Source organism: Paenibacillus selenitireducens (genome assembly GCF_002021565.1).
Taxonomy (GTDB): domain Bacteria; phylum Bacillota; class Bacilli; order Paenibacillales; family Paenibacillaceae; genus Paenibacillus_K; species Paenibacillus_K selenitireducens.
In genome coordinates this window covers 25944-38379 of the sequence record NZ_MSZX01000005.1, presented here as the reverse complement: position 1 = coordinate 38379, position 12436 = coordinate 25944, and the positions used below count along the sequence as shown (strand labels likewise).

Genomic DNA, 12436 nt, shown 5'->3' with positions numbered 1-12436 from the left:
ATGATATGCTGGGAAGACATTTTAATAGTGGACATCTATCCTTTCACACAAAAAATGTACGATTAACCATGTTCTTAGAATCCTATAGAAATCTCAGCATATAGAACTTCCTGGCAGGAAAGCCCTAGCCCTCTGCACCAGAATGGATTGCTGCTGTAATTAAGCGCAGCAGCAAATTATCGCAAACAAAAAGGACAACGATTTATTCGTTGCCCTCTTCGTTTACGATTACGCATGATTCGGCTACAACTCTTGGCATTCCATCTGAAATTCATGAGGTTTATCCAAAAAGAGGTAGATGTGATCAACCCTCTTGCTCTTCCCAAACAGCCCCATGACCGTAACATGATCTTTCAAACGAATACATACATTGGGTTCCACGACGAGCGGGATCACGGATGTTTTGCACTCGCTTTTCGATAATTTCTCATATTTGATCATCGAGACCGATTCAATATAACTTCGATCCAGATACAACGACATTTGAAGTCCATACTGAATCCTGATCTCATGTTCTGTAACTAAGAGAGGATTTAAACACATCGCCCGATAATCGGCAAGGAGTAAGATCATGATGTAGATGTTTCCGATTGATAGAATCCATGCCACGGGATGCGACCATTGCATCAGAAGAAGATGAGCACCAATCCCTTCAATCAACATTATTTTCGAGACCATCAAGACAGTGATAAGCCAACTCGAATTTTTATGATAACTATAGGCCGAGGAACCGTCTCGTATATATGGTTTTTTCCTCCATGCAAATATAGCGTAGTAAAAGATAGATACATCGTGAACAAATAAAGAGGCAATTTTAGATGGAATGAACGTTGCTTCGAGACTTCTTCGAAGTGTTTCTATGGGGTGGGAGTTCTCTGATAGATGCTGCTTATCATTTTTAATGGTTTGATAAATTCTATACATCCCATAACTAAGAAACAGTAGCTCCATGGGGATCAGCATGTATTTCACGATTTCAAGCGTTTTCTGGCCTGGATCAGGGACAAGCAACACCACAGCGATATAACCCACAAGCACAAAAGGAAGAATAGATACGATTTTTTTGTTCAATCTACGGTAAATAAAGAAGTATAGCAATAGTGGCAATACGACAACAAAATCTAGTGTGATACCGAGCGTCAAGATTTGCTCATGCTCTCTATATAGAATGGATTGGAGAATCGCAAGGTCAAATAAGATGATCACCATACTCATTGCAATAAAATAGGAAAAGTTATGTTTATACAGTTTGATGATGGTCAATACACCCCTTTCCCTTCCATTCGAACCATCTCGCATGACCATCTACCGCAGCCAAGGTTTCATGGAATGCTTCGCCATTCAGGAAATAATCTAAATGAAGATCCAAATCCCACATATTATTGTATAGATGAAAAACATCTCTCTGTAGACCGAGCTGCTGGATATACGCAAGTAATTTCATTTTATCTGCATAGGGGATCTGATTCGCAACATGGGTATGAAAAATACAAACCGTTGTCCCTTCAGGGATAGATTTTAGGATATCCGGAAGCAATGCAATCCCATCCCCTTCAGTAATCTGCAAAGGATACGAGTTCATGGATGCCGCAGCTTGATCAAAAAGTGCCGCTCTCTCGCGATGCTCCGGCCAAATCAATGCCTTCATCCACAAATAATGATCAGGATTGGACAAATCATTCCGATGAAGATCCAGTCCCATCTTGTAAACGACGGGTGGACTGTTCTTTAGCAAAGTAGGCAGCCCCGCTCCTCGCAGTTCTGATGTAATATGAACCTTCGATAGATCGTCTCCAAATGTACACTCCGTATGATTATAAGAATACCGATAGTTATCCCAATTCAATTGTAGACCTGCGCTCGTTCCAATTTCGATAAGGGATAGCGGCTTGTGGGTTTTACCATAGATGTGACAGAAGCTTGGATACAGATACGCACAACGTCTGACTTCATTGGTTTGAACGCGTTTATTCTCAAGAAGCTCTATCATTTCTTTTTTATGCTGCAGACAAAAATCACGAAGATAAAGGTAGGTTTCTGGATCTATTGGTTGAGGGTCTCGTACGATGCTGTCGTAATACTGACTTACACCATGTTGAGCACCATCGAGCAGCAAATAATGCACAGCAGCCAAGAACAAGTTGGGAATCGGTTGATTAGCCCTTGAGCACGCAGCTAATTGAAGGATCTCATTGTCTTCTGCGATCCGATTTGCCAATAACGCATACAAAGGACTCGAACCCTCGCATTCCCGCTGTGAAAATTGTTTGAAACGCTGAGAAATATCAGCAATATCCAACAAGCTCCCCTCCTAACCTTCATTTGATTATGGAGAGTTTATCATGTATAACCTATAAATGGAATATTATCGTTTTGATTAGACATATGAGAAAAACCTCTATCGTGGTCCATCCGAAGGTGAGCGACCGCGTTTAGAGGTAGTTTTTATCGCCAAATAGAATTTTTTAGTTTCGATACGTCGAAACTTTTATAAATTCTATTGTGGTAAAAAATTTTATTCTGTAATCTTCTTTCGGAATACCTGCCGAGACACACCTTCAGGACCCTTCGGTGCCTCTTCGCAATTAGATCAACCCATCCATATTCTCCGTATGGTTGGTGATGTACCATCAAAATATAAATGGTAAACATCAGGATTGGATAATGCATCCCATTCCTCAAAACCAAATTGTTTATTATCAAATTGCATAAGCAATAAGGACATTAAGTTTCCATGGGTAGCAATGACTACATTGTTATCCCCATTTTTTCTTACATCCGTGATGACAGATAAAGCACGCTTGATCGCGGCATTACTTGATTCCCCGCCTTCATAACACAATTCAAGGTCAATAAAAGTATTTCGAAGCATTTCATACCAGTTAGGATGGAAAAATGGATTGAACTGCCCTGACATAAGGGCTGGAAATGATGCTTTCAATATTTTTATGATGCAGAAATTCTGCAAGTCTCTCGGCTTGTATGTAACCTTCATCGGTAAGATTTGCATCTGGTGATTGTCCTTCTGCCTTACAGTGCCTTACGATGTAGATGTTCATGATTACCCTCCGTTTTCATATAGTTTGGATTTCTTTTCGCTCATTAACATATGATGTAAAGTTCAAATTATAAAGGAAGAATACCATGGTTGAAGTTAGTCTGGCCCAAAAAACCCCGTCCCTATATGGACGGAGTTGATTTTGATCCGCATTACCACCTAGATTGTATATTTGACCTGCCGAATTGTCCTACACGCAGCGAAACATTTAGTTCAAACTTCGGGTCATCGCATAATATCCAGGAACGGGCTTGTATCCAAGGCTTTGATTGATCTTCAGCATAGGTAGGTTGAGTGAATCGTTGTTCGTACGAATATAGCGGTATCCGCGTTGATAGGCTACGAGAATGGATTGCACTTTCATGGCTCTTGCGATGCCTTGACCACGATATGCCGCATCCACACCGGTGAAGCTGTTGTAAAGGCTCTGTGATTCCGGATGGGCAGTCAGTTGTACCACTCCAATTGGACGAACTCCATCAAGGGCTACTATCACCAAGGATCTGTCAAAATCATCCTTATCGATCGTCCGCTTGCGCCACTCGCTATACCACATGTACTCTCCCTCAAAACCAGGGATATCTTCATGCGTTGCGTGGTACAAATCGTATAACCGCTGCTCAAATTCCTCTCCAGGCATATCGGCCAAGGTTACGATTTGAAAGGTACTGTCATGGAAGGGGATTTGTTCTGCTGACTCCATGCCTCTACGATCATCGATCTCCATCCGTGATTCGAACAAATGCCGCTCTTGTTTATAGCCGCGACGGGTTGCAAATTGCAAAGATGCCGGATCATCATCTCGAATATCGAACACAACTCGGCTTGCTTGCACCTTCGAAGAATAAGTCACAAGCACGTCGTAGAGCGCTGTTCCTACCCCTTTATTTCGTTCGCTTGGATCTACGATCACTTGCTCATATAACACGCCTGGCGATGACCACGGTGCTCGCCAAGCATGTGCATATCCAAGGGTTCTCCCCTCACTGTCCTCCGCGATCCAACGCGGACGGTCATGACCTGTTAACCGCCCGTCCTCATCACGACTTAGCGACCCGACAACAGGGATCAGCGCATCCTCATCCGCCAATTCCTGTACGGTGAGCAGCTCCGAAGATACCACATTGAACAGTTTCACAACATCATCATAATCATTAGGTACAACCATAGGTCTAATCACGATATTCATCTTGATTCTCCTCTTATCCCATTATTTAAGACATATTCGTGGGTACCCTCTCTATCTCCACCGGCTTGATGACTTGGAATAAAAAAGGGTCTACTTTCAAAAAATCTCGGATAATCGCTTGCGCATAGGGTTGTTCGGCGATTAAGCCGCTTATTTCTGTTGGATTAGCAGCATGATGCGAATAATTCCCGATCATCACCATCACAAAAAAACATTCCAGAAGCTCAAGATCTTCCTCCGTCAATCTTCTAACCTGCTCATACCCTTGCAAGAACACTTCTCGATGCTGCGGATATAACCCTAGTATCGTGCTGGCAATATCATAGAGATAATATCCGTAACCGCATCGACCAAAATCAATCGGATAGGGCTTACCCTCATGAAACACGATATTACCTGTATGCAGATCTGCATGAATAAGACCATAGTTATCTCTATTCTTAGGCATGCGCACGAGGGAGGCTAGAATTTGATTCGCAGCGGCCTGGTATGCTCCCCAAGCAGCTTCCGATAGAAATCGAGCATAATATTTTTCTAATCGACCAAGTTCCTCTCGGAAACTCTCTGCACCCCATGAAGGTCTAACAAAGTGACTCGGAGGAGCGAATTGTGCCGCAGCATCATGCAATTTTCCCGCCATAACCCCCATGCTATATGCGTCACTGTCTGTCATCTCACCTTGCATCGAATCCCCCTCCACCCAACGCATTATCGTGACATAAGGGCGTCGATATCCCTCTTCGGTATCTACTTCGAGTACACAAGATCCATCCCGGCTTGCCAACCCCTCTGGTACCGTAAGACCAGCGCCTTGCCTCAAGGCTTGCAGCAGCATAAGCTCAGAGCGGATTTCGTCTTTACTCCATCGATCCGAATGAATGCGAAGTAAATACTTTTCTGCTGCTGAGGTTTCTATTTTATACGTAATCGTATCGGATAGTTGAATGAATTGAATGCGTTCCCAAGCCAAGTCATACTGCTGTAACGCGAATAGAGCGACTTTCCTTGCTCGTGCGAATAATGACATGCGATGCTCATCTGTATCTATTTGAAAAAAATCTTTCATAACGTCTCCCCTACTTGCAGTGATTTCCAAATTCTTTGGTATATCTCACAGTATAAATAGGGTCATGACGAGAACATAGGCAAGAAACACTTCTGAATTGTTTTATGCACAAAAAAGCCACATTAGCATGACATCCAATGTGACTTCTATGGAACTACTTTTTTGAGTATACAATTTTCTTAATGCTATCATAGGATAGATAGAATTGGTCTGACAGCTGATCAATCGTTGTACCTACCGAGAATTTTTGACGAATCTCTTCGTTTCTTCGATGAAGATACACTCTGCTCCCAGATTTTTCGCCCCATTTCTTGCGCAATCCTTCCGGTTTCGGGACATATAACATGCCGCCAGGTACGTATTTCTGTAATTCCTTAAGTAGATGTTCGGGAAGAACAACATCCGCATTGATATATTTCATATTCGCTCTACTCCTTAAAATTGTAATAGCTTTTTTTAAGGTAGCAAAGTCTATATGACGAACATTACTATGCATTTTCGCATTAACTTTTGACGGTTACTTCCTTGAAGCTCCACACAAACAACCGCCGTTGTTCGTAATATAGACTTGCATGGAGCTGATTATGAATCTTGTCAACTGCACAATGAACCCTCCTTTCGTACTGCTCATCTCACACGGAGCATAATTGGACAAAGATCAGAATAATGAGTACGACGTGATTTATTTTCTTTGCCACGCGTCTCTACTCCTTCTCTCCTTCTCTCCTTATCGCTTCCGTTCCCAACCTTTTACCGCTCGAACGAACCAATATAGAAATAACCATGGCAGAATATATTTGGTGACCCACTCAAGCACGCCTATGAAAACCCCAATGAAGATGCCCAAGTATACACCAATAAAGATTCTATACTGTGCAATGACTAACACAACTAAAACAAATGTAATAACCATTGAGATCATGATTCGCTTGTTGATCACGCAACATCCTTTATCCAACCATAATTTCCCTCTAATATAACATATTTCTTTAATTGTAAGATACAATTTTATTAAAATTTCTATACAAGGAGTTTAAAACCTAGATAAGAAGGATCGTGAATTAGCGATAAACGCATGTTTTCGATAAATAAACGTTGTTGCTCCGTCCATTGGTTCTGATCCGAAAATACCGAATGATATGTATAGGAGAATAGATATCGATAGTCGATAAATAAATCGATTTGAGAAATGAATGCTGTACTGGAGTTAGTGCGCGCATAGCCTTTCATCAAGGAATCGAAAAAACGAAATGCAAATTCGTTTCTCTCTTTCCCCCTCGGAACCGTCTGGACCGCATGATAGATCGAAATGGCCATATCATAAGCGAACCAGTGATACTCCGCGTCACCGAAATCAATCAACGTCAAGCCTTGCTCCGTATACATCAAATTATGATGATGCAGATCTCCATGGATCAATCCATAGTTGTCTTCCATTGTCGGTAGGGATTTGAATTGGGTAACGTATGACGTCCATAAATCCATAATTTGAGGATCTTCAGAGATAATGTCTGCTTTCAACAAGGGATGTTCCGACCATTGCGGCCAATGATGCTGAGGTTTATAAGTTTTGGAGAGTGCATGTATGGAGCCCAGGGCCTCTCCCCATTGCTCGAAGATCTCCGCATTCCAGACATTTTTATGCTGCGGCTGAATATGGATTCCTTCGACCTTTTCATAAGCTGCGAAAAAGAAATCGCCTGAAAGGTCTGTGATATAATCACGCCCATCCAATAGCAACGGCTTGACCACATGCTGACCGTGGTGCAGCAACTCCACTAACCACGCTACTTCTGCTAGGACTTGGTTCTTCGTTGTGTAGGTTTCCTGCAATATTTTAACGATGATTTGACGCCCGTTATGATGGACCTCAAAGACATGATTGTGGTACCCCCCGAGAAGTTTCAAATCGGTCGATTCGCAGCCCAAATAGGCACAGACTTCCTGAAGTACAGCAGGCGTTATCATTGTTCCACTCCTTATCCATGAAATTGAAAGCTTTCTATACCAAATATAGATTGCTCCGCATCAAAACGAAGTGTTTTTTGCTCCAATGTCATACCCACGCTTTCCAGAAGCCTGCACGAAGCCAGATTAGCCGTCTGTGTCTCAGCTATGACTTTACTTAATTTGAGTTCCTCAAAAGCATATGTAATAACTCGCCTAAGCACTTCCGTTGCATAGCCCTTTCCCCACCACACAGGCAAAAGCTGATAAGAAACTTCAATATGTACCCCATCATGATGTCTATCCAAATGGATCATCCCAATAAATTCATCGTTCTGTTTATTTCGAATTGCCCAATTCATGGAGTCTGGATTCGATTGCATAAATTTATCAAAGAAATTAGCTCGGAATATGGAGTCGTCCATAACCGTCCCGCCCAGAAATTTTCTAACCAGCTCATCCGTATACAGCTTCCTCACATCGCCATAATCCGTTTCATGTAATTCGATGATTCGGCATCGATTCGTCTCTAACATGACACTCCTCCATTATTCTTCCCAAACATATGATTGAAAGAACTTGCATCCCTTATTTGACAGATTGGTCAAGCTTCAAAAAACTTCGAATGTCTCGATAATAATCATCCCAGGCATAATCTACATTCTCGATGATCATTGATGGAGTCTTCCACGACTGTAATAATCCTTTGAAAAGCGACTGTGTATACGTCCACCCTTGCGCAGCTTTTTGAAAATCAACATCCGTGTGTAAACCACATATTTTTGCGAATTCCATACCCCGTATGTCACAAATCCTTCTCCAATTTTTCTCAGCATCTTTCTGAACATAAAAAATGAACATAGGATTCATAACATCAAGAATTTCAATGATTCTCTGAGCGAGCGCGATAACCTGGTTTACTTTCATCCCTTTGAATAACGCAACACTAAAGATTCCTTGATAAATTAAACTTTCGATGATAATGACCGTTTCTTTTTCTTTATATTCTTCAACGAAATTCAAATACAAAGAGATCACTCTCGAAGAGAACTCTTCAGAATCTTTCTCCGAACTTAAAGAATGCAAAGCCGGTGTATTAATAAATAACGGGTTATCTGAGCTTGTTTCTAGGAAAAGTTTATTATTGATATGAAGTGACGACAACTGTTCTGCGATAAAACTTGCAGTTGTCGACTTACCGGAACCCGGCATGCCATCTACTATAATGATCTTATTATTATGCATGATTAACACCATTCCCCCAGTCACTTATCAGGTCGCGCCCAAACTAAATGGACCATATCCATCCAATGGTGCTCCGTCCGCTCCAACTTGAGGTCAGCTTTCTGCAGCATATCCATGATATCCCGGTTCAAATGACAGCCCACCATCTTTCGGAACATAGGATTAATCAAGTTCTGGATGTTTCGAACAATACGTCTTGAACTTACACCGTGCTCCATCATTAGAATCTGGCCATCAGGCTTACACCAATCGGTCAACATGGCTAACACGCTCGAAGGATTCTCATAACCACAAAAGGATAAAGTAGACACAACCGTATCAAACGTATCCGTTGGAAATGAGAGGGACTCGACATCCGCTTGAATGAATTCTGCACGCAAGCGATGATCGGCAGCAGCTTCTTGCGCGCGAAGGAGCATTTGGTTACTGAAATCCACTGCGGTTACTTCCACATCCTTGGGGTAGAACGGAAAATTGGCACCCGCTCCGACCGAAACTTCAAGAACCTTCCCGTAAGCGCAGGATACCAAGGGTTCCCGCCATTTTCTGTCTGATGATTTCTTTCTTCTTTTATCGTACACACTTGCCTGTCTGTCAAACTTATGTATAAGCTTTTCCTTATCCATGAATATCCCTCCACGATGTTGGCAGCTATTATCCATTGTCCTGCTTGTTGGCTTACATGCGAAAAAGGCAGCCGAACGTGTTCGACTGCCCTCTTTTTATATTTTTCTACCAATATAGAGTAAATGAGAGGATGTACCTAATAGATAGGGATCCGTCGCAGCCTCGTAGATCATATCCATAACTTGATTCAATTCCTCTTCCCCACGATTACGCCAATATTCCCAGTTCTCTTCCGTTAACCGTCCCCCTAGACTTGTAGATCCCAAGAGTTCCAGTGTCTCAAAGCCATTCTCCTCCATAAAAGGTTGAATAGCAGCAATCGGATAAAAGTAAGCTCCTGTAAACCGACCTTCATCCTGATGATTAAAAATCCCTGTCTGCATGAACTCATGTATAGACTCCGCCTGATCCAGCGGTTTCCAATGGGTAGGGAATTGGAGAGCTGTCTGTAATTTGCGGACCCTCGACATAAATGCCACGAACACAATTCCGTTCGGTTTGGTAACCCGGTATAGTTCACGAACAGCAGCGACCTGATCTTCTTCCTTTTGCAAATGATAGAGTGGCCCTAACATCAAAGCGGCATCATACTGCTCGTTCGAGATTTCATACAAATTTCTTGCGTCTTGAACATAGAACCCGTCAAAATGATCCAATAACTCCATTTCCGTGGCTTTCTCCCGTGCTTGAAACACAAGTTTGGCTGCCAGATCCGATAGGGTAACTTGATACCCTCTTTTGGCAAGATCCATGGCATACTTTCCGGGTCCAGCACCGATATCGATCACGGTTCCAGCCTGCGGGAGGTGCTTTGTCATATAGTGCCAATTGACCTTATATTCCAGCGGTTCGCGATCCAGCCTCCCCCATTCATCAAATGCAGAGTAGTATCGTATAACATCATCCATATAACAGCCCCCCTAATGGAAATTTTATCAAGTATATCCTGATTAGAGGTTCATTTCAACTGTTTATGTAAAGTTATTCTGCTCATCACTTCATGCGAGGGTATAGACATGACTTTGGGGTTCCGTCAAACCCGCCGGTAAGAGAGTAATATTCCATTGCGCTGTGTGATTGTACGTTCGTATGGATATGTATATAATCAGAGGATATGAAAAAATTGGAATGGAAGAAAGTGGGGGTTGTATCCGATGAATAAGACAAATGATGTTCCTGAACGCACACAACGACTGAATGAATATAGCCAATACTTAGCTCGAAAAGGTGATCTGAACGGTAGCGTTCTTATTGCAGAACAAGATCAGATTTTGATGAGCCAAGGCTTTGGTCAAGCCAATATGGAGCATCACGTACCGTGTACTCCCAAGACGAAATTTCGAATCGGTTCGATTACGAAATCGTTCACTGCCGTTGCAATCTTATTATTGCAGGAGAAAGGCTTACTCCATGTTCAACATCCCGTAGCAACCTATCTTCCCACATATCCACACGGGGATAGGATCACGCTTCACCATTTGCTCACTCACACTTCCGGGATTCCTTGCTTCACCAACCTTGATGATTATAACAACACCTTGAAAAGTCCCTCCAAATTGGAAGATACCATCGCAAGATTTCGAGAGCTTCCGCTTGAATTTGAACCCGGGACTCAATTTAATTACAGCAATTCCGGTTATGTCTTACTCAGCTACTTGATTGAACAACGATCAGGTGTGGACATCGCTACCTTCATTCAACAATCCATTTTGGAACCCTTGGAGATGATGGATACGGGCTATGATGACGCTCGATCCATTCTAAGTCATCGTGCTTCAGGTTATGAGATGTCGGGGGGCGTTACCTTTCATGCTGAATATATCGATATGTCAATTCCTTCCGGTGCTGGAGGTATGTATTCGACCACAGAAGATGTATATAAATGGGATCAGGCATTGCGCAAGGGACAAGTATTATCTCCAGATTCATGGTCTCGAATGACCACGCCATATTTAGAAGATTACGGGTATGGCATATGTGTGATGCCTGATCAAATCAATGGACTCGTGGATACGGTCATGGGTCACGCCGGGGAAATTAACGGATTTCTTTCAGATTATCGCCACTATGTTCAAGCAGATCTGACGGTCATTATACTTTCCAATCTGACCTCTACATCTCCAGCTGAGCTAAGTAAACAATGGACTAAAATCGTACTTGGAGAGGAACTCGATACGTATCATATTCCTGATGCGATCAGCTGAACGACACCAATCCAACTCAGCTATTCAAGAACCCCACGATATCAACTATTTATGGCTCAAATCGAAATATCCCGAAAGATGCGCACTTTTCAAGGTGTTCATTTTTCGGGTCCGTGTTCATTCCACACGATGGAATCCTATTTTCTCTTATTGATACATTTCTCGTAAATATTGAATCTCCATGGAGAGCCCTGTCTTGAGATCAACGGATGGCGAGTAGCCTAATAGCAACTCCGCCTTAGATACATCTGCCCAAGTACTTGTGGGTTCTCCAAAGGTATTACCGATCACTTCGATCTGCGCCTTCTGATCAAACAATTGCTCCAATAGGGCAATACATTGATTAATGGAAGCACGTTCTTTACCGCCGATATTGATCGTTTCTCCGACCACACCATTCGCATGAGCAACAGCAGCGATAGCTTTGACACAATCAGCGACATAGGTGAAGTCCCTCGACTGCGTTCCGTCTCCATACAAGGTAATCGGCTGTTGATCTAACATCTGCTTGATAAACCGATGAAATGCCATATCCGGCCGTTGTCTCGGACCATATACAGTGAAAAACCGAAGAATAACTACAGGAATACCTTCATCCCCGTACACACGACACAGATGTTCACAAGTTAATTTACTAATACCGTATGGGGATAAAGGAAGCGTACTAGCCTGCTCGTCGACTCTACCTTTTTTCTCACCATACACGGAGGAGGTCGAAGCAAAAATAAATCGCTGAAGAGGATATCCCTTGCAAGCTTCCAACAATCGCTGTGTCGCCACAATATTGTGATTTGCATACTGCACGAAATCAGGTCCCCAGCTTGATCTTACGCCAGGCATGCCTGCCAAGTGATAAATGATATCTACTTTAGCAAGCAATTCCCCCCACGAGACGGTGAGGAGATTCCTGTCAACCCATTCAAATCGTGGATGATGTAACAGAGAGCCTATGTTACGTTTACGCATCCATATCGGTGTTGTAAAATCTATAAAAGCATCCAGCCCGATGACTTGATTCGACTCATCCTGTAACAGTTCCTCACATAGATGGGATCCGATAAAGCCCGCTGCACCCGTTACTAGTATTCGACTCATTTTCT

Annotated in this window: 15 protein-coding genes; 1 reads left to right on the top strand and 14 read right to left on the bottom strand. The window is 42.6% G+C overall.

All coding sequences use genetic code 11. The features are described 5' to 3' along the window. Positions 1-243: 243 nt before the first annotated feature. The 13 genes from BVG16_RS13240 to BVG16_RS13185 all read right to left on the bottom strand — a co-directional run bounded on the left by BVG16_RS13240 (position 244) and on the right by BVG16_RS13185 (position 10040). Positions 244-1263, bottom strand: a complete 1020-nt coding sequence (locus tag BVG16_RS13240) for a hypothetical protein (RefSeq protein ID WP_078499158.1) — start codon at positions 1261-1263, stop codon at positions 244-246. After that, positions 1241-2299, bottom strand: a complete 1059-nt coding sequence (locus BVG16_RS13235) for a DUF2332 domain-containing protein (RefSeq protein WP_078499157.1) — start codon at positions 2297-2299, stop codon at positions 1241-1243. Before BVG16_RS13235 ends, BVG16_RS13240 begins: the two co-directional genes overlap by 23 nt. Positions 2300-2590: 291 nt before the next feature. Further along, positions 2591-2872, bottom strand: a complete 282-nt coding sequence (locus tag BVG16_RS33845; RefSeq protein WP_332888780.1) for a histidine phosphatase family protein — start codon at positions 2870-2872, stop codon at positions 2591-2593. A gap of 10 nt (positions 2873-2882) precedes the next feature. Beyond that, positions 2883-3059, bottom strand: a complete 177-nt coding sequence (locus BVG16_RS33840) for a histidine phosphatase family protein (RefSeq protein ID WP_332888779.1) — start codon at positions 3057-3059, stop codon at positions 2883-2885. A gap of 207 nt (positions 3060-3266) precedes the next feature. Next, positions 3267-4247 carry a GNAT family N-acetyltransferase gene (locus tag BVG16_RS13225; RefSeq protein ID WP_078499156.1) on the bottom strand — a complete coding sequence of 327 codons (981 nt, stop codon included), beginning with the start codon at positions 4245-4247 and terminating at the stop codon, positions 3267-3269. A gap of 25 nt (positions 4248-4272) precedes the next feature. Beyond that, the gene (locus BVG16_RS13220) at positions 4273-5313 is read right to left on the bottom strand and encodes a phosphotransferase enzyme family protein (protein ID WP_078499155.1); all 1041 of its coding nucleotides are present in this window, start codon (positions 5311-5313) and stop codon (positions 4273-4275) included. Between the two features lie 154 nt (positions 5314-5467). Beyond that, positions 5468-5734 (bottom strand): CD3324 family protein, encoded by a 267-nt coding sequence (locus BVG16_RS13215; protein WP_078499154.1) that lies wholly within the window; start codon positions 5732-5734, stop codon positions 5468-5470. Between the two features lie 306 nt (positions 5735-6040). After that, a complete protein-coding gene (locus BVG16_RS13210) occupies positions 6041-6253 on the bottom strand; it encodes a hypothetical protein (protein WP_144027384.1) in 213 nt (70 codons plus the stop codon). 80 nt (positions 6254-6333) lie between these two features. Continuing rightward, positions 6334-7281 carry a phosphotransferase enzyme family protein gene (locus BVG16_RS13205; RefSeq protein ID WP_078499152.1) on the bottom strand — a complete coding sequence of 316 codons (948 nt, stop codon included), beginning with the start codon at positions 7279-7281 and terminating at the stop codon, positions 6334-6336. Between the two features lie 11 nt (positions 7282-7292). After that, complete coding sequence (locus BVG16_RS13200) at positions 7293-7796, bottom strand: GNAT family N-acetyltransferase (protein ID WP_078499151.1); 504 nt, start codon at positions 7794-7796, stop codon at positions 7293-7295. 52 nt (positions 7797-7848) lie between these two features. Then, positions 7849-8505 (bottom strand): P-loop NTPase family protein, encoded by a 657-nt coding sequence (locus tag BVG16_RS13195; RefSeq protein WP_078499150.1) that lies wholly within the window; start codon positions 8503-8505, stop codon positions 7849-7851. Between the two features lie 20 nt (positions 8506-8525). Next, complete coding sequence (locus BVG16_RS13190) at positions 8526-9131, bottom strand: class I SAM-dependent methyltransferase (protein WP_078499149.1); 606 nt, start codon at positions 9129-9131, stop codon at positions 8526-8528. Positions 9132-9227: 96 nt separating this feature from the next. Next, a complete protein-coding gene (locus BVG16_RS13185) occupies positions 9228-10040 on the bottom strand; it encodes a class I SAM-dependent methyltransferase (protein ID WP_078499148.1) in 813 nt (270 codons plus the stop codon). A gap of 246 nt (positions 10041-10286) precedes the next feature. Between BVG16_RS13185 and BVG16_RS13180 the strand changes: the two genes are divergently transcribed. Further along, entirely contained in the window at positions 10287-11336 is a 1050-nt protein-coding gene (locus tag BVG16_RS13180) for a serine hydrolase domain-containing protein (RefSeq protein WP_078499147.1), read from the top strand. Between the two features lie 147 nt (positions 11337-11483). On the opposite strand, the gene BVG16_RS13175 is transcribed toward BVG16_RS13180, so the two are convergent. Then, complete coding sequence (locus BVG16_RS13175; protein WP_078499146.1) at positions 11484-12431, bottom strand: NAD-dependent epimerase/dehydratase family protein; 948 nt, start codon at positions 12429-12431, stop codon at positions 11484-11486. Between the last annotated feature and the right edge of the window lie 5 nt (positions 12432-12436).